General features: G+C 60.4%; 16 protein-coding genes and 4 tRNA genes. 14 read left to right on the plus strand and 6 right to left on the minus strand.

Features of this window, described 5'->3' with window-relative positions; all coding sequences use genetic code 11:
• Positions 1 to 99 precede the first annotated feature (99 nt).
• Positions 100 to 639, minus strand: a complete 540-nt coding sequence (locus BLT00_RS11550; protein WP_092145322.1) for a TetR/AcrR family transcriptional regulator — start codon at positions 637 to 639, stop codon at positions 100 to 102.
• A 103-nt stretch (positions 640 to 742) separates the two neighbouring features.
• Between BLT00_RS11550 and BLT00_RS11555 the strand changes: the two genes are divergently transcribed.
• The 4 genes from BLT00_RS11555 to BLT00_RS11570 all read left to right on the plus strand — a co-directional run bounded on the left by BLT00_RS11555 (position 743) and on the right by BLT00_RS11570 (position 5,535).
• On the plus strand, positions 743 to 1,936 hold the full coding sequence (locus BLT00_RS11555) for an MFS transporter (RefSeq protein WP_092145324.1): 1,194 nt from the start codon (positions 743 to 745) through the stop codon (positions 1,934 to 1,936).
• Positions 1,937 to 2,013: 77 nt separating this feature from the next.
• Positions 2,014 to 2,325, plus strand: a complete 312-nt coding sequence (locus BLT00_RS11560) for a cupin domain-containing protein (RefSeq protein WP_175456223.1) — start codon at positions 2,014 to 2,016, stop codon at positions 2,323 to 2,325.
• A gap of 104 nt (positions 2,326 to 2,429) precedes the next feature.
• A complete protein-coding gene (locus BLT00_RS11565) occupies positions 2,430 to 3,578 on the plus strand; it encodes a TDT family transporter (RefSeq protein WP_092145328.1) in 1,149 nt (382 codons plus the stop codon).
• Positions 3,579 to 3,660: 82 nt separating this feature from the next.
• Positions 3,661 to 5,535, plus strand: coding sequence for an MFS transporter (locus BLT00_RS11570; RefSeq protein WP_092145330.1), 1,875 nt, complete (start codon positions 3,661 to 3,663; stop codon positions 5,533 to 5,535).
• Positions 5,536 to 5,640: 105 nt separating this feature from the next.
• On the opposite strand, the gene sugE is transcribed toward BLT00_RS11570, so the two are convergent.
• From sugE to rdgC, 3 genes are all read right to left on the minus strand, one after another.
• Positions 5,641 to 5,955, minus strand: a complete 315-nt coding sequence (gene sugE / locus BLT00_RS11575) for a quaternary ammonium compound efflux SMR transporter SugE (protein WP_025215015.1) — start codon at positions 5,953 to 5,955, stop codon at positions 5,641 to 5,643.
• A 118-nt stretch (positions 5,956 to 6,073) separates the two neighbouring features.
• Positions 6,074 to 7,039 (minus strand): bile acid:sodium symporter family protein, encoded by a 966-nt coding sequence (locus BLT00_RS11580; RefSeq protein WP_092145332.1) that lies wholly within the window; start codon positions 7,037 to 7,039, stop codon positions 6,074 to 6,076.
• Between the two features lie 145 nt (positions 7,040 to 7,184).
• A complete protein-coding gene (gene rdgC / locus BLT00_RS11585; RefSeq protein ID WP_063324783.1) occupies positions 7,185 to 8,105 on the minus strand; it encodes a recombination-associated protein RdgC in 921 nt (306 codons plus the stop codon).
• 160 nt (positions 8,106 to 8,265) lie between these two features.
• Here rdgC and BLT00_RS11590 point away from each other — a divergent pair.
• The 4 genes from BLT00_RS11590 to BLT00_RS11605 all read left to right on the plus strand — a co-directional run bounded on the left by BLT00_RS11590 (position 8,266) and on the right by BLT00_RS11605 (position 8,764).
• Positions 8,266 to 8,341 (plus strand) — tRNA-Val (locus tag BLT00_RS11590).
• Between the two features lie 19 nt (positions 8,342 to 8,360).
• A tRNA-Asp gene (locus BLT00_RS11595) sits at positions 8,361 to 8,437 on the plus strand.
• 89 nt (positions 8,438 to 8,526) lie between these two features.
• A tRNA-Asp gene (locus BLT00_RS11600) sits at positions 8,527 to 8,603 on the plus strand.
• A gap of 84 nt (positions 8,604 to 8,687) precedes the next feature.
• Positions 8,688 to 8,764: transfer RNA gene (locus tag BLT00_RS11605), tRNA-Asp, on the plus strand.
• A gap of 89 nt (positions 8,765 to 8,853) precedes the next feature.
• Here the strand turns inward: BLT00_RS11605 and BLT00_RS11610 are convergent.
• Entirely contained in the window at positions 8,854 to 9,990 is a 1,137-nt protein-coding gene (locus tag BLT00_RS11610) for a catalase family protein (protein WP_063324784.1), read from the minus strand.
• 31 nt (positions 9,991 to 10,021) lie between these two features.
• Positions 10,022 to 11,827, minus strand: a complete 1,806-nt coding sequence (locus BLT00_RS11615) for a di-heme-cytochrome C peroxidase (protein ID WP_092145334.1) — start codon at positions 11,825 to 11,827, stop codon at positions 10,022 to 10,024.
• Positions 11,828 to 12,095: 268 nt separating this feature from the next.
• Here BLT00_RS11615 and BLT00_RS11620 point away from each other — a divergent pair, with 268 nt between their 5' ends.
• From BLT00_RS11620 to BLT00_RS11645, 6 genes are all read left to right on the plus strand, one after another.
• On the plus strand, positions 12,096 to 12,809 hold the full coding sequence (locus BLT00_RS11620) for a BamJ family beta-barrel-assembly machinery protein (protein ID WP_003204577.1): 714 nt from the start codon (positions 12,096 to 12,098) through the stop codon (positions 12,807 to 12,809).
• A 295-nt stretch (positions 12,810 to 13,104) separates the two neighbouring features.
• On the plus strand, positions 13,105 to 13,560 hold the full coding sequence (locus BLT00_RS11625) for a YkvA family protein (RefSeq protein WP_092145336.1): 456 nt from the start codon (positions 13,105 to 13,107) through the stop codon (positions 13,558 to 13,560).
• 114 nt (positions 13,561 to 13,674) lie between these two features.
• Complete coding sequence (locus tag BLT00_RS11630; protein WP_003204574.1) at positions 13,675 to 14,016, plus strand: helix-turn-helix domain-containing protein; 342 nt, start codon at positions 13,675 to 13,677, stop codon at positions 14,014 to 14,016.
• Positions 14,013 to 14,384 carry a hypothetical protein gene (locus BLT00_RS11635; RefSeq protein WP_003179080.1) on the plus strand — a complete coding sequence of 124 codons (372 nt, stop codon included), beginning with the start codon at positions 14,013 to 14,015 and terminating at the stop codon, positions 14,382 to 14,384. Before BLT00_RS11630 ends, BLT00_RS11635 begins: the two co-directional genes overlap by 4 nt.
• The gene (locus BLT00_RS11640; protein WP_092145338.1) at positions 14,385 to 14,786 is read left to right on the plus strand and encodes an SEL1-like repeat protein; all 402 of its coding nucleotides are present in this window, start codon (positions 14,385 to 14,387) and stop codon (positions 14,784 to 14,786) included. It abuts the gene before it with no gap.
• 188 nt (positions 14,787 to 14,974) lie between these two features.
• Positions 14,975 to 16,897 (plus strand): DUF6531 domain-containing protein (locus tag BLT00_RS11645; protein ID WP_256572770.1); only part of this gene is annotated, 1,923 nt, incomplete at its 3' end.

Below are 16,897 nucleotides of genomic sequence, written 5' to 3' on the forward strand. Positions count from 1 at the left end.
CCTCATCGCGGGCAGGCTCGCTCCCACAAGGGACCTGGGGTGAATACAAATCCATGGTTCACCCAGATCAAATGAGCGAGCCTGCTCGCGAAGGCGGCCTTACTGACCCAACGCAATATTCACCAACCGATGCAACTCCTCGACCCCCAGCGGCGCGCTAGCAAAGAGGATGCGAAACACCGTCGGCGCCACGATCACATTGATCAGCCGTTCGACGCCTGGATTGGGCTCATCGGGATAGCGATCCAGAATGATCTGCAACTGACGGCTGATGATCCCCACGCAATACCCCGCAGTGGCGCAGGCCTGGATGTCGCGCATCATGTTGCGACCGGGCTCGGAACTCATTTCGTCCAGGTACTGTTCGGCCCAGGCGAGCAGGTCGCCGCGCAGGCTGCCGGTGTTGGCGGGGTCGCTGTCGGGGCGCAAACGAGCGATGGCGACGTCGGCCAGCAGCGCCGGCAGATCACCCCAGCGCCGGTAGATGGTGGACGGCGTCACGCCAGCGCGCGCAGCGATTTGCGGCACGGTCAGGGTCGCGCGGTCCTGCTCTTGCAGCAGGTCGCGGACCGCCGAATGAATCGACTCTTGGACCCGGGCGCTTCTACCGCCTGGGCGTAAACCTTCTTTAATCGCCATGCGTCAGACCTTAACACAAAGAATTTGCTTTAAGCGCATGCGGGTAGCACACTCCGCAAAAGCAAAAAATTAGCTTTTGCGAATACTCCTGTGGAGCGTGCCCATGTCCCGTCCAGCTTCGACCCGCGCCAGCCTGATATTCCTGGCGCTCACCTTGCTCGGTTTTCTCGCCGCGTCCAGTGCGCCGACGCCGTTGTACCACCTCTACCAGGAACAATTGCAATTTTCCCCGGCCGTCCTGACGCTGATTTTCGGTGTGTACGCCTTCAGTCTGCTGGCGGCTTTGCTGACGGTGGGTTCGTTGTCGGATTACTTGGGCCGCAAACCGGTGATTTTCGTGGCGCTGTTGCTCAATATGCTGGCGATGCTGCTGTTCATCAGCGCCGACAACGTTGCCTGGTTGATCAGTGCCCGATTGATCCAGGGATTTGCCACCGGCATGGCCACCAGCGTGCTGGGGGCTGCCTTGCTGGATTTCGACCGTCGCCAAGGCCCATTGATCACCAGTGTCGCACCGCTGTTGGGCATGGCGTGCGGGGCGCTCGGTTGCGGCCTGCTGGCGGAATTCGCGCCGCGGCCTTTGCAACTGACGTACTGGATCCTGCTCGGGTTGTTCCTGCTCCAGGCTGTTTATATCTGGCGCCTGGCGGAGAGCGTCAGTCCGCAGCCTGGCGCCTGGCAGTCACTGCGTCCGACCTTGCATGTGCCAATCCAGGCGCGGCGCGCCTTGTGGTTGATCCTGCCGCTGAACCTGGCGGCCTGGGCGGTGGGCGGCTTTTATCTGTCCCTGGCACCTTCGCTGGTGCGGGCCGCGACGGGATCGACGTCCAACCTGATTGGCGGCGCGCTGGTGGCGGTGTTGACGCTTACCGGCGCGCTGTCCATTTATACGCTGCGCAACCAGGGGGCAGACAAGATGCTGCGTCTGGCCGCCAGCTTGTTGGTGATTGGCCTGGCGCTGGTGTTGCTCGCGGTGCACGGCGCCAGCTTGCCGTTGTTCTTTGTCGGCACATTGGTCACTGGCAGTGGTTTCGGCGCCGGGTTCCTGGGGGCACTGCGCAGCATCATGCCGCTGGCCTTGCCCCACGAGCGGGCCGGCTTGATGTCGGCGTTCTATGTCCTCAGTTACCTGGCCTTCAGTCTTCCATCGCTGTTGGCCGGGAACCTGACACGGGTGTTCGGGTTGATTCCGACCACCGATGGCTATGGCGCGGTGCTGATCGTGTTGTCGGCGGGCGCCTTGCTGGGGCTGCTGCGTCAATCTGTAAAACCATTGGGCGACGGGGTTCGACCTTGAAAGTGTTGAATGCAAGCGCCGCCTTGGCGGTTTTGCGCTAGCCTGGACGCCTCTGCATTTATTTTGGTCGATTGCTTTTGAAAATTATCCGCAGCAAATCCTTCATCGGGGACCGCGCCTGGGCGGCGCTGGATATCGCCAACATGAATGGCATCACCACGCGCCTGCACTGGACCGATCAACCGTATAAATGGCACGTCAATGACGGCGAGGAAGTCTTTGTGGTGCTCGATGGGCAAGTGCGGATGTGCTATCGGGAAGAGGGTGTCGAAAAGGAGACCTTGCTGGAGGCCGGGGACATTTTCTACGCCTCGGTGGGCACTGAACATGTGGCCAGGCCGTTGGGCGAAGCGAGAATCCTGGTGATCGAGACCGAGGGCAGTGTCTGATAGTTATCTGTGAAACCGATAACGGATAGAGAAATTACCCGTTATATAGATATTCGATCCGGCTCTAGCATGGCTCCACCCTCATCCGAGGACAGGAGTTCGCCATGACATGCTGCGCTGCAAAAAACCGCTTGCGTCCATTGAGCCATTTGCCCAGGCCGCTGGAGGCTGTTCGCCAATTCACGCCTAACTGGTTTGCCGTGGTGATGGGCACCGGTGTGCTGGCGTTGGCTTTGGCGCAATGGCCCGGAAACGTACCGGGCCTGCGCTTACTCGGTGAAGGGTTGTGGTTGTTCAACATCCTGTTGTTCGTGGTGTTCGCCGGCTTGTACACGGCTCGTTGGCTGTTGTTCTTCGACGAGGCGCGGCGGATCTTCGGCCACTCCACGGTTTCGATGTTCTTCGGCACCATTCCCATGGGGCTGGCGACCATCATCAACGGCTTTTTGGTATTCGGGCTGCCGCGCTGGGGCAACGGTGTGGTGCCGTTGGCCGAAGCGTTATGGTGGATCGACGTGGCCATGTCGCTGGCCTGTGGTGTGCTGATCCCATTCTTGATGTTCACCCGCCAGGAACACCGCATCGACCAGATGACCGCCGTGTGGCTCTTGCCGGTGGTGGCCGCCGAAGTCGCGGCGGCCAGTGGCGGGCTGATGGCGCCGCATCTGGCCGACGCTCATGGGCAACTGGTCATGCTGGTGACCAGCTACGTGCTCTGGGCCTTTTCCCTGCCGGTGGCGTTCAGCATCCTGACGATTTTGCTGTTGCGCATGGCGCTGCACAAACTGCCTCACGAAAACATGGCCGCCTCGAGCTGGCTGGCCCTCGGCCCGATCGGCACTGGCGCCCTGGGCATGTTGCTGTTGGGCAACGATGCCCCACTGATTTTTGCCGCCAATGGCCTGTCCGGCGTGGGCGAAATCGCCGCCGGGTTGGGCCTGATAGCCGGTATCACGCTGTGGGGGCTGGGGTTGTGGTGGATGTTGATGGCGCTGCTGATCACCGCGCGCTACTTGCGCGCAGGCATTCCCTTCAACCTCGGCTGGTGGGGCTTTACCTTTCCCCTGGGCGTGTACGCGTTGACCACGTTGAAGCTTTCGGAGCTGCTGAGCCTGGGTTTTTTCAGCGTGTTCGGGGCTGTGCTGGTGGCGATGCTGGTGGTGATGTGGCTGATCGTCGGACGGCGTACGGTGCAGGGCGCCTGGCACGGTGAGTTGTTTGTGTCGCCCTGCATTGCAGGGCTGGCGAAATAATCGCTAAAGACAGGTAATGTGTGGCCTGGATCGAAAAACGTTCATTCCAATAAGCGTCCACGCCACTGTAGGAACATGGAAGATGAGTCACCCTTCGCAGTTCACCTTGCTTCGCACGCGGCGTTTCCTGCCGTTCTTCATCACGCAGTCCTTGGGCGCGTTCAACGACAACATTTTCAAGCAGTCGCTGATCCTCGCCATCCTCTACAAATTGACCATCGAGGGGGACCGCTCGATTTGGGTCAACCTCTGCGCGCTGCTGTTTATCCTGCCGTTCTTTCTGTTCTCGGCGCTGGCGGGGCAGTTCGGGGAAAAATTCGCCAAGGACGCGTTGATTCGTCTGATCAAGCTCGGCGAAATCGTCATCATGGCGGTGGGTGCAGTAGGGTTTCTGTTCGATCACTTATCGCTGATGCTGGTGGCGTTATTCGCCATGGGCACGCATTCGGCGTTGTTCGGCCCGGTGAAGTACTCGATCCTGCCCCAGGCCTTGCGTGAGGAAGAGTTGGTCGGCGGCAATGGCCTGGTGGAAATGGGCACCTTCCTGGCGATCCTGGCCGGCACCATAGGCGCCGGGATCATGATGTCCTCGGCGCATTACGCACCCGTGGTGTCCACCGCGATCATCGGCGTTGCCGTGCTCGGTTACTTGGCCAGCCGCGGCATTCCGCGCGCGGCCGCGGCCTCGCCACAGATGCGCCTGAACTGGAACATCTTCAGCCAATCCTGGGCCACCCTGAAACTGGGGTTGGGGCAAACCCCGGCAGTGTCCCGTTCGATTGTCGGCAACTCCTGGTTCTGGTTCGTCGGTGCGATCTACCTGACGCAGATCCCCGCCTATGCCAAGGAGTGGATGCACGGTGACGAAACCGTGGTGACCTTGATCCTGACGGTGTTCTCGGTGGGGATCGCCTTGGGTTCGATGCTCTGCGAAAAGCTTTCCGGGCGCAAAGTCGAGATCGGCCTGGTGCCGTTCGGCTCGTTCGGGCTGACGGTGTTCGGCCTGCTGTTGTGGTGGCATTCCGGTGGAATCCCCGACAGCGTCGATGGCCATGGTTGGCTTGAAGTGCTCGGTTTCGGTCACGCCTGGCTGGTATTGATCGACATCCTTGGCCTGGGTGTCTTCGGTGGTTTCTACATCGTGCCGCTGTACGCCTTGATCCAGTCGCGCACCGTCGAAAACGAACGGGCGCGAGTGATCGCTGCCAACAACATTCTCAACGCCTTGTTCATGGTGGTTTCGGCGATTGTCTCCATCGTCTTGCTGAGCCTGGCCAAGTTGTCGATCCCGCAGTTGTTCCTGGTGGTGTCGTTGCTGAACATCGGCGTCAACGCCTACATCTTCAAGATCGTCCCCGAGTTCAGCATGCGTTTCATGATCTGGCTGCTGAGCCATTCCATGTACCGCGTGGAGCACCGCAACCTGGAGGCGATACCGGATGAAGGGGCTGCGCTGTTGGTGTGCAACCACGTCTCCTTCGTCGATGCCTTGCTGATTGGCGGCGCGGTACGTCGGCCGATTCGCTTCGTGATGTACTACAAGATCTACAACCTGCCAGTGCTGAATTTCATCTTCCGCACCGCCGGGACGATCCCGATTGCCGGGCGCCAGGAAGACATTCACATCTACGAAAAAGCCTTCAAGCGAATCGCCCAATACCTGAAGGACGGCGAGCTGGTCTGCATCTTCCCTGAAGGAAAACTGACGGGCGACGGTGAGATCAATGAGTTCAAGAGTGGACTGACACGCATCCTCCAAGAGACCCCGGTGCCGGTGATTCCCTTGGCGCTGCAGGGGTTGTGGGGCAGCTTCTTCAGTCGCGACCCGGCCAAAGGGCTGTTTCGTCGGTTCTGGTCGCGGGTGACGCTGGTGGCGGGTTCGGCGGTTGCGGTGGAAGTGGCTGAGCCGGCGAAGTTGCAGGCGTTGGTGGGGGAGTTGCGTGGGACTGTCCGATAGGTTGAAACCTGTGGGAACGAGCTTGCTCGCGATAGCGGTCTGCCAGTGACAGCAATATCAGAAGGCAAATTGCAATCGCGAGCAAGCTCGCTCCCGCAGGTCAATTCAGGCGCTGACCTTGAGCCCTACCAGCCCGACGATGATCAAGGCGACACTGGCCAACCGAACCAGCGCCATCGACTCACCGAACAGAATGATCCCGGCGATCACCGTGCCCACGGCACCGACCCCGGTCCAGATCGCATAGGCCGTGCCCAGCGGCAGTTCCTTCATTGCAAGGCCGAGCAGGCCGAGGCTGATCGCCATGGCGGCGATTGTCAGTGCAGTGGGGAGAGGGCGGCTGAAACCGTCGGTGTATTTCAGGCCGACCGCCCAGCCGACTTCGAACAGGCCGGCAAAAAACAGAATGATCCAGGACATCACACACCTCATCGATGGATGGGGTCGTCCCCGGATAACGAACGCTCTAGCGTTGCGGGGTCGTCCCCGCATTGGGCGCAAGAGTGCCCAATGCTGACGAGTCGGTCAAGATTCTCCTTCAGTCCGCCGCTTGACGGGCCTGTAGTTCACGGTCCTGTTTTTCGCTCATGCGCCGGAAGTACGTCGAGAGCAGGGCCCCGGAAATGTTGTGCCAGACGCTGAACAGCGCGCTGGGTACCGCCGCCAGTGGCGAAAAGTGCGCGCTGGCCAACGCCGCGCCCAGGCCGGAGTTCTGCATGCCGACTTCCAACGACAAGGTCTTGCGCTGAGCCAACGGCAGGCTGAACAAACGCCCGGTGAAATACCCCAGCAGATAACCGAAGCTGTTGTGCAGTATCACAATGGCCATGATCAGCAGGCCGGATTCGGCGATCTTCGCCTGACTGGCCGCTACCACCGCCGCCACAATGATCACGATGCTTACCACCGATATCAGCGGCAGCACGTCTATGGCATGACGAACCCGGGCACCCAGCAGGCGTTGGGCAATGATGCCCAGCGCGATCGGTACCAGTACGATTTGCAGGATCGACCAGAACAGCGCCGAGAACGACACCGGCAGCCAGGCCGAGGCCAGCAGCCAGATCAGCGCTGGGGTCAGCAGAGGGGCAAGCAGGGTGGTGATGGCGGAAATCGCCACGGCCAGGGCCAGGTCACCGCGCGCCAGCCAGGTCATGACATTGGACGACGTGCCGCTCGGGCAGCAACCCACCAGGATCACACCGACGGCGATCTCCGGCGGCAGGTTGAAAACTTGGCAGAGCAGCCATGCCGTGCCGGGCATGATCACGAATTGGGCAACCACCCCCAAGGCTACGCGGCCAGGATGGCGGGCCACTTCAGCGAAGTCTTCCAGCTTGAGCGCCAACCCCATGCCGAACATCACCAGGCCCAGCAGCGGCACGATGGCGATTTTCAGGCCGACAAACCACTGCGGTTGCAGGAATGCCAGTACCGCGAAAAACAGCACCCAGTAAGCGAAGGTATTGCCGACAAAGCGACTCAATGCAGCCAATGCGCGCATGACCTGATCCTTATTATTAAGAACACCACAAAACCCGATGTGGGAGCGGGCTTGCTCGCGAAAGCGGAGTGTCAGTCAACATCATCGTTGAATGTCAGTCAGTCTTCGCGAGCAAGCCCGCTCCCACACTAGAGATCAACAGCCTTTAGATCCCCTGCGGAATCTCTTCCCCACCCAAGGCTTCAACCAGCGCCGGCAGGAACTCGCCGAACGTCAACATCATCAGCGTGAAACTGGCGTCCAGTTGGCCAAGGGCTTCGTCGCCTCCGTCCTGTTCCGCCTGGTCCTGCAGCAGGTCTTCGAACTTCAGGCGCTTGACCACCATCTTGTCGTCGAGCACGAAGGACAGCTTGTCCTGCCACGCCAGGGACAGTTGCGTGACGACCTTGCCGGTGTTCAGGTGCAGCTGGATTTCGTCGCTGGTCAGGTCCTGGCGCTTGCAGCGCACGATGCCGCCGTCTTCGTGGGTGTCGCGCAGTTCGCATTCATCGAGCACGAAGAAATCGTCCGCGGCTTTCTGGGTCTTGACCCAGTCGGTCATGGTGGCGGTCGGGGCCATTTTTACCGTCAGTGGACGTACCGGCAGCGAGCCGATCACTTCGCGCAGGGTAGACAGCAGGTCTTCGGCGCGTTTCGGGCTGGCGGAGTTCACCAGGATCAGGCCCTGTTTCGGCGCGATGGCGGCGAAGGTGGACGAGCGACGGATGAACGCGCGCGGCAGGAACGCCTGGATGATTTCATCCTTGAGCTGGTCCCGTTCCTTTTTATAGACCTTGCGCATTTGCTCGGCTTCGATCTCTTCGACCTTTTCCTTCAGGGCATCACGCACGACGCTGCCCGGCAGGATGCGTTCTTCCTTGCGCGCGGCGATCAGCAGGAAATCCTGGCTGACATGCACCAATGGCGCGTCTTCGCCTTTGCCAAACGGCGCGACGAAACCGTAAGTGGTCAACTCCTGGCTTGCACATGGACGCGCCAGTTTGGTGGCCAGTGCAGTTTCCAACGCCTCGGCATCAAAAGGCAGATCTTGGGTCAGGCGATAGATAAGCAGGTTTTTGAACCACATGGGGTGAGTCTCTCCTTTATACAAAGGGGGGCATTATTCTCTTCGCGGCGCCATAGGCCAACCCTTCGCTAAGCCTTTGGAAGGCCTGAAAAAATTAATTTAAAAAGTGCTTGCCAGCTTAAAGAGTGCTCCGTAGAATGCGCGCCACACCGAAAGCGAAGGGTGATTAGCTCAGCTGGGAGAGCGTCTGCCTTACAAGCAGAATGTCGGCGGTTCGATCCCGTCATCACCCACCATTCGTTCAACGTGTTACGCGCAGCGGTAGTTCAGTCGGTTAGAATACCGGCCTGTCACGCCGGGGGTCGCGGGTTCGAGTCCCGTCCGCTGCGCCATATTCGGTTACCTGGAATCGCCTGGTTCGAGATCCAAGCTCAAAGGGTTGGGTCAGACGAGTTAACTGGACGCAAGTCCATAGCGATACGCAGCGGTAGTTCAGTCGGTTAGAATACCGGCCTGTCACGCCGGGGGTCGCGGGTTCGAGTCCCGTCCGCTGCGCCATATTAAGCAGGTTCGCCTGGTTCGAGATCCAAGCTCAAAGGGTTGGGTCAGACGAGTTAACTGGACGCAAGTCCATAGCGATACGCAGCGGTAGTTCAGTCGGTTAGAATACCGGCCTGTCACGCCGGGGGTCGCGGGTTCGAGTCCCGTCCGCTGCGCCATATTCGGTTATCTGGAATGCTGAACGCCAGGTACCAACAAAAAGCCCGCTCATTGAGCGGGCTTTTTGCTGTCTGGCATTTGCCTGCCTCTATTGCTCGGCGTTACGGCTGTGACGGTAATCGCTGACCGCCTCATACACCGCTTTACGCAAGCGATTGATCCCACCAATAGGCCGATGCGCCTCAATGCCGAACCAAGGATTGAACGACTGATTATCACAAGCCAGGTTCAGCTTGGGCGTATCAAAATCCTGAGCCGGAACCTTGATCCGTGCCACGGTCTCGAACGGCGCATCACTTTCCTGCCATTCAATACTGGTGTCTTCGATCGGCATGTACTTGCTCGGATCCTGGCGCTGGATCTGCAAGACAAAACACGCCGGCACCCGGTCTGTGGATAACTGCTGGTTCAATGCGCTACGCAAGAAGTTCGGCAGGTCCTGGTTCTGGGCCGGCAAGGTGTAGCTTGGGCAACTGTCCGGATCCGGTGCGACGCGAAACTTGGCGTTGGCCTCACCGAACTTATAGGGCGATACCGAGAAATAAGTGGTCTGGGTCGGACTGGCCGGTGGCGGTGAGAGGGTCGCCAGGGCGATGAATAAATGCCGAATCTGCCAACTGCGCGGGTCGAGGCTCGGAAAAAAGGCCATCGCCTTTTTCCCGTCAGCCTGAGCCGCCACATTCTGACGATATTCGGCGACATCACTGACAAAGAAGTTCGGATGGTTGAACATCACGAAATCCTGCTCACCTTGTGATTGCCGATCAGCGAGCAGTTGCTTGCCCGGTACGTTCGTCAGCTTGATCGCCATCCCCCGTGCATCGCGCAGGCTGTCGAACTGCGGATAGGCATTGCCGTTGGACAGGCGAATCGTCGCCTGCCAGACCTTCCCCGGCTCGGCGAATACCCCTTGGCGCAACGGTGCCGGCAGGTCGCTCGGCACCTGGACTTCGGCCATGACACAGCCGTGGGCCTTGGCGTGGGCATCGCGCAGATAACGCGTGCTTTCGCGGTGCTGATCGACGATGCGAATAGCGGTCTGGATGATGTCCTGGGTCATGGCCGCTTCGCCGGGCGCCACCTGTTCCTTGTCCGGGACCGGCCCCTTGTGTTGCCAGGCAAACCAGGCTGTGGACAGTGCCCAGCCGAGCAGCCCGATGCCCAGCAGCCACAGGAGCGTCTTGCCCAAAAAGGCACCGAGGCGCAGCCAGAGCGTGATCAACATTGAAACTTCCTTTTACCTGTGGGGTTCATCATTACAGTTGCGACTCCAATGGCCCGCCCAGCACCTTTAAATACTCCAGCAAGGCCCAGCGTTCCTGTGGTTGCAGCAAGCGGCCAATGACGCCATTGCCTCGCTCGCCCGCGCGGAATTCATGGCCGCTGTTGTGGTTGCCGGTAATGCGGGTATCGAAGAGAAAACCGTTGGTAAAGGCTTCGGTGCGATAGCCCAGGTGGCGCGGGTCGTATTCGAAGTTGCCTTTATAGAACGTGGTCGCGCGCTCATCCTGAGGGGACAGCAGTTGATAGATCGTCGGCACCGAGCCGTTGTGCAGGAACGGTGGCGTGGCCCAGACACCCGCCAGTGGCCGGGCTTTGTAGGCGCGCAATTCACGTACGCCAATGGGCAAGCCGAAACCGTCCAGCGCCGGGCGCTCGGCGGGGGTGACGCCGGCGTCGCGGTAAGCGCGGTTTTCGACGAATGCCGTCACGTAGGCCAGGCCTTTGGCGACCGAGAGTTGACTCAGGTCCAGCGGTTCTGTTGGGCTCGGGTGCAGTTGCACTTCCAGCTTCGCCAGCTCGGCCGGATCCCACTGCAGGCTGGTCAGGTCGAAGCGGTGATCGGCGATGTTATTGGCAGTGCCCGGGTCGGTGCCGATCACCTGCACGGGCAGCATGTGCAATTGCTGGACCGGCCTGTCGGGCCCTTGGACCACCTTGGGTACATGGCAGCCGGCGCAGTTTTCGGTAAACAGTGCCCGGCCCTTGGCGGCCAGCGGTTTGTCGATTGGGCCCAGTAGCGCTTGCGGCCATACAGGCGGTTTGAGCAGTTGCAGGGTCTCTTCGATCTTGTTCAAGTCGCGCACACGCACGCTGGAGGGGTATCGCGCATCGCCCTGCAGCGGTTTGCCTTGGGCGTCGAAGAAATTCAGCGTGGCGCCGACCCCCAACGCCTCACCGACGTTGCGGGCCATCGGTTGCTGGGCCGATCCGTTCCACTGCACCCAGTCGAATGTCCATATGTCCCACAACTGCGGGTAATCCACGGGGGCGTTGGCCACCCGGTAGTTTTGCGGCGAAATGGCGTCGCCGAAGCTGGCATTGGCGATACGACCGAAGGCGTCGGTACGGCCAGGCCCTTCTTCGGTGGGGTAGAGGCCACGATGGGTGTCGTTCCAGGCCACCCGCAGGAACGTGTCCAGGGAGGCCTTGAAGGCCTTGCGCAATTCCTCGTGGCGGGCTTCGTAGTCCTTGCCCAGCACTTTGCGGGCGAAGCGCTCGAATTTCCAAGGGTTGTAGTAGGTAGACGCCAGACTGGCGACCAATGCTTGTCCGAAACTGCCACCGCGTAATGTAGGAACACTGGAGGGCAGCACGTGCTGAGCCGTGCCGCCGTCGATCCGTATTGCCTGGCCCTTGAAGCGCAATTCGCCGGTATGGCACGCCGCGCAAGTGATATCCAGGAACTGCTCGGTGCTGCCCGGGTTCTGGTGCCGCGCAAACCCTACCGGCAAGTTGCCAGGATTGGCCGACGAGGCTTTCTGCGCCGGATCGACCAGGAACCCAAAGCGCGCCAGGTACTCGGGCGATGCGAAGCGTTGTTGCGAAAACGGTAATTCGAGGGCGGTGAACCAGTCGTAGCGCAGGCCTTTGACCTGGGTGCCCTGGGGCGTGAAGTAATACGTCTGGCGCTCGGCGGCACTCCATTGGTCCAGGTAATTCACCTGTTCGACGGGCGTGTAGAACGGCAAGCGAGGATTGGCGACGTAATAAAGCACCACGGCCACGACAATGATCAGCAGCGCGAGGAGCAGCAAGAGGATACGAGAGAGAAGGCGCACGGTAACGTCCTTGTTTTTTGATAAGCCCTTATGCCTCAGTGCTGCGCGGCGGGCAAGTGGCCATTACCTCTGGCCTGTAGGGGAGCGGCAATTTGTCCCTGTACGTAACAGATGACAGATGCTTCATTCGTCCAGGCTTAAAAAGCGTTTGCGGACCTGAACTTATCATGACTTTGTGGCTCACATGCCGGTAGCCATTGGTCGTGGCCGCCTGATAAGCTCGCGGCTTTATTCGATTGCCCTTTAGGCGCATGAACAAGGAAATAGCATGAAACAGCATCGGTTGGCGGCGGCGGTGGCCCTGGTTGGCCTGGTACTCGCGGGTTGCGACTCGCAGACCAGCGTAGAGCTGAAGACCCCGGCGCAGAAAGCTTCCTACGGTATTGGCCTGAACATGGGCAAGAGCCTGGCTCAGGAAGGCATGGATGACCTGGACTCCAAAGCGGTCGCCCAGGGCATCGAAGATGCCGTCGGCAAGAAAGAACAGAAGCTGAAAGACGAAGAACTGGTCGAAGCCTTTGCCGCGCTGCAAAAGCGTGCCGAAGAGCGCATGGCCAAGATGAGCGAAGAGTCGGCAGCCGCCGGCAAGAAATTCCTCGAAGAAAACGGCAAGAAAGCCGGTGTTACCACCACCGCTTCCGGCCTGCAGTACGAAGTGGTCAAGAAAGCCGACGGTCCACAGCCCAAGCCGACCGACGTAGTGACTGTTCACTACACCGGCAAGCTGACCAACGGCACTGTGTTCGACAGCTCCGTTGAACGTGGCAGCCCGATCGACCTGCCGGTCAGCGGCGTGATCCCGGGTTGGGTCGAAGGCCTGCAACTGATGCACGTCGGCGAGAAGTACAAGCTGTACATCCCGAGCGACCTGGCCTATGGCGCCCAGAGCCCGAGCCCGGCAATCCCGGCCAACTCGGTCCTGGTGTTCGACCTGGAACTGCTGGCGATCAAGGATCCGGCAAAAGAAGACGCAGCCAAGTAATCGCGTCTGCTATAACGCCAACGCCTCGCTCATGCGGGGCGTTGTCGCATCTGGGCTGCGGCAAAATGGCAAAAAAAACCGAACGCACGATGCAGGGTATAGTCATAGGCATTACAGGCGCTGTGCTAGACGCAGTCAGCCGGTCAAGTCAATGAAATATTGGGTTTTTTTATGTGAGTAAAAAACGCCCGATCTAAGCCGGGCCCTTATGAAACGGGGGCTTCAGCGGTGAAATGCAGCTCTGTTCACAAGGTTATCCACAATTTGTGTGGATAACATTTCAGTCGGAGAAAAAATGAAGGCCCCGTGGAATTTTGCGCGATTTCTGCCCTTGGCAGGCCGCCTGCTGGCCCGCGGTCGATTGCCTACGTTGCTGTTCGCCGTCGCCAGCAAAGGTGCCCGGGAGGGCGGACGACTGGGCAAACTCAAGGAGGACCTGCATCTGTTGCAGGCCTTGTGCCTGGCCTACTGGCGGGGCGAATACCGCGCTGTCAGCGCCAAGTCGATGCTGTCGGTGGTGGCAGGGCTCATGTATTTCCTCAGCCCCTTGGATGCGATTCCAGATATCTTGCCGATGTTTGGCATGTTCGACGATATCGCCGTGCTGGCCTGGGTCATGAAAACCCTCGACGCTGAACTCGAGGCTTTCCGCGCCTGGCGTTATCGGCAGTCGCCCGAAAAGCTTGCCCAGGTCGAAAGGCTTCCCGATACCGCGGAACAACTTCAACTCCAAGGTCAGAAAAAAACCTGATTCGGTAGCACTTGCCCCAGAGAATTCATCGCCCCGCGACCTTAGCCGGTATTAGGATTACACTTCTAAGAAAAAAGGCTGTCTCGCTAAGTGTTGTTGTCCTACGGGGTAGACATGGATATTCAAATAATCACACGTGACGGAGAGCCCGAATACGCGGTTTTGCCGTGGGATCAGTACCAGTCGTTGTTGAAGGCAGCAGGCATCGATCAAGCTCCGCCGCGCGAAGCGACAGTCCGTCACGCGGCGGCACCGGGCCAGGTTCTCCCTGGCCTGGATCAATTACGCAGTTTACGCGAAGGGAAGGGCATCGCCATCGAGGCGCTGGCCCGCACGGTAGGTATCAGCCCGTCTTATCTGGCCTTGATCGAGAGCGGCGAGCGTCAGCCCGATGCCGCGATTCGGCGCAGTCTGGCCTGGGAGTTGACGGTGCCGGGTTGGAGGGAAGAATCGTGAGCGTACGCATCAGTCGGCAGCATTGGGATGGGTTGTTGGGTGAGTTGGACCAGGCGCGCCGCCAGCGGCATTTATTGACCTACCGCGCGTTGCTGGAGCGTCTGCAGCTGCCCAGCCCGGCCATGCAGACCTTGACCGCGGCCCTTGAACACCTGGCGGCGCTGGACGCCCGGGCGGAACAGCCGCTGCGCAGTTCATTGGTGATCAGCCAGGGTGCCAGTCGGTTGCCGCGCACGGGGTTTTTCGAATGTGTAGAACGCCTGGGTCGCTTTTCCGGGCCTTCCGATGGCGTGGCCGCTGCTTCCTGGCACGCTTCGGAAGTGGTCCGGGTATTTGAATACGAGTACCCCGAGTCGGCGGAGGCCTGAGTGCTCTGGCGACTCAAGGCGCGGGCCGGTTACTGGCTGGCGCGTCGGTTGTTTTACTGGTCCTGGTTCGTCCGTCAGCCGCGTGGCTGGGCCTGGCTCGAGGGGCAGTTCTCTCGCATGGCGAACTTGGGCGACGTCGGTGCGCAAAGCTTCTATGGGCATATCCTCACGTTTCGCGGCCAAGGGCTGGGCGCCCGGGAAGAAGGGATTCGCCTGTTGCGGCTGGCGGCATTGGCCGGTGATGGCAAGGCCGCCTACCAGGTTGGCGTGATCAGCCTGGCCGGCACAGCCAACAAGGCGCCGGACCCGGTTGAAGCGGCGCGTTGGTGGACCTTGGCGGCGAAAGCCGGGCATCCGCTGGCCGAAATCAAGCTCAAATCACTTGAAGCTCGCGATCTCTAGGGTTATCCACTGGCGATTCGTTGTGCAGGTCAGACGAATTTAGCGAATCGCCCTACGGGCTCTGTCTCCTCCCCCTGACTTAATTCCCCAGTCATCCCCGGCAAAGTCTCGCGCTCCCTGAGTGCTGCGAGACGTCTGCCCATGTTCGATCGTTTTTTCCTGCCGGCCTTTGAGCGAGCCCTGTCCTGATGGATCAGGTGAGCCGAATCGAGCAGGAACTCGACAGCTTCAAAGACACCCTTTCGGTCTATCGCGAGCAACTCGAGCGCTGGTACAGCCGAGCGGCGGATCGAGCCAGTCACATGGCTGACTTGCCCTCGCTTATGGGCATGGAGCGGTTGATCCGCTTTGGCGACAGCACCACCGCTGTCAGCACCGGCGATGATGACTTCCTCTCCACGGTCGTCCAGTGTCCCAAGGGCGGGCCGATGACGATCGAAAGCAAGTTCGAATCGGTATACGACATCCCACTGGGCGACATTGTGGTGGACGTGGTGGATGTGGCCAGCGGCGAGGTCACGCCGGTCACCCTGGATGCCCACGGCCTGGGAACCTTCATGGGGGAGGCGGGCAAATCCTATCGTGTTCACGTTCAGGGAGAGGTGTCCGCCAAGCAAATCGCGAATCTGTTTTCTTCCTACGATGGCTTGACCACCAATCTGACGGACTGGTTGCGCGGTGAGTGGCAGGGCTTCAAGCCGCGATGGGCACAACAATCGTTGTCGACTTCGGCGGCGGCGGTGGGCAACGGGTTGCTCGCCGGCAGTTGGGCGGCGATTGAAAGTGTGTGGGACAGCATCAGTTTGCTCTCGGACATCCTCAAGGATCCCGGTCAGTTTGTTGAGCGGTTGGGCGAAAGCGCCAGGCAGTTGGAGGACCTGGCGAAAAAAACACCGCGGGTGATGGCCAAGCTGCAACTGTTGGCCAGCGACGAAGCGGCGCTGTGCCTGTTGGTGCGCACCGCCAGCCTCTGGTTGGATATGTTGCCGCCCAGTGAGGTTGCCGGCGAAACGGCCGAAGCCTTGTCGAGGGCGACGGTCCAGTTGTTGATCGACCTGTTGATTGGTGTTGTCCTGACCTTCACCGGGGCGGGTGCCGGTATCGCTTATCTGTCGATGCGCCTGGGGAATGTGGGCGCGCGCCTGCTGGGCGCCTTGCAGCGTTTCATCGGTGCGATCTTTGCAGTGGTCAACGGCTTCATGACCTACGTGGACCGCTACAAAACCGTGGCGGCACGCGGTATCGCGGCCGGCGTGAAAAAGGGCCGGATGCAACTGCGCTGGGATGCACAGCGCAACACCATGCTGAAAAAACACGAACATCACGACGACGCCCCCGCCCAGTCGAAAAACCCCAACGGCGACAGCGCCGACACCGCGGCCCAGACCCAGACCAGCGGCTGCCCGGTGTCGATGGTCACCGGCGAAGAACTGCTGACCCTCGACGATGGCACCCTCGATGGCCGCTTGCCGTTTGTCTTCACCCGTTTGTACCGCACCAGCGCCGCAGACCTGGACGTCGGCCTCGGGCGCGGCTGGAGCCATGCCCTGGCCCATCGCTTGGAGCTTAAGGGCGAGCAGGTCACCTGGGTCGACCAGGAAAACCGCCGCACGACGTTTCCCCTGCCCAACGCCCAGCGTCCGGCCATCCACAACAGCCTGGCCCGCGCGGCGATCTACCTGGGGGCCGAGCCGGACGAACTGATCGTCGCCCAGCCCGGGGAAAACGCCCCGTTCCTGCACTTTCGCGACGGTCACCTGACCGCCCTCAGCGACCGCTACGACAACCGCCTGACCCTGCAGCGCAACATCCATGGCGACATCAGCCGCCTGGACAACGGCGCCGGGCGCGCCCTGCGCCTGCGTTACGAGCAGCGCCACCTGATCGCCGTCGACTACCAGAGCTTCCATCCCGCCATCACCCTCGACGAAGCCTGGCGGACCGAACAGACGCTGATGTCCTACCGCTACGACGGACGTTTCCGACTGATCGAAGCGACCAATGCCGCCGGTGAAAGCGAACGCTACGACTACGACGACCAGCACGTCATCCTCCAGCGGCAACTGGCCGGCGGGGCGAGTTTCTACTGGGAGTGGCAAGGGGCTGGGCGG

The organism is Pseudomonas sp. NFACC51, assembly GCF_900103575.1.
GTDB lineage: Bacteria > Pseudomonadota > Gammaproteobacteria > Pseudomonadales > Pseudomonadaceae > Aquipseudomonas > Aquipseudomonas fluorescens_Q.

Bases quoted from the DNA above. Each gene is read 5' to 3' on its own strand.
- BLT00_RS11610 (WP_063324784.1), bottom strand. From the start codon at position 9,990: ATGTTGATCACGCTCTGGCTGCGCCTCGGTGCCTTTTTGGGCAAGACG.
- BLT00_RS11625 (WP_092145336.1), top strand. From the start codon at position 13,105: ATGAAGGCCCCGTGGAATTTTGCGCGATTTCTGCCCTTGGCAGGCCGC.
- BLT00_RS11565 (WP_092145328.1), top strand. From the start codon at position 2,430: ATGACATGCTGCGCTGCAAAAAACCGCTTGCGTCCATTGAGCCATTTG.
- BLT00_RS11570 (WP_092145330.1), top strand. From the start codon at position 3,661: ATGAGTCACCCTTCGCAGTTCACCTTGCTTCGCACGCGGCGTTTCCTG.
- BLT00_RS11620 (WP_003204577.1), top strand. From the start codon at position 12,096: ATGAAACAGCATCGGTTGGCGGCGGCGGTGGCCCTGGTTGGCCTGGTA.
- sugE (WP_025215015.1), bottom strand. From the start codon at position 5,955: ATGTCCTGGATCATTCTGTTTTTTGCCGGCCTGTTCGAAGTCGGCTGG.
- BLT00_RS11630 (WP_003204574.1), top strand. From the start codon at position 13,675: ATGGATATTCAAATAATCACACGTGACGGAGAGCCCGAATACGCGGTT.
- BLT00_RS11555 (WP_092145324.1), top strand. From the start codon at position 743: ATGTCCCGTCCAGCTTCGACCCGCGCCAGCCTGATATTCCTGGCGCTC.
- BLT00_RS11550 (WP_092145322.1), bottom strand. From the start codon at position 639: ATGGCGATTAAAGAAGGTTTACGCCCAGGCGGTAGAAGCGCCCGGGTC.
- rdgC (WP_063324783.1), bottom strand. From the start codon at position 8,105: ATGTGGTTCAAAAACCTGCTTATCTATCGCCTGACCCAAGATCTGCCT.
- BLT00_RS11580 (WP_092145332.1), bottom strand. From the start codon at position 7,039: ATGCGCGCATTGGCTGCATTGAGTCGCTTTGTCGGCAATACCTTCGCT.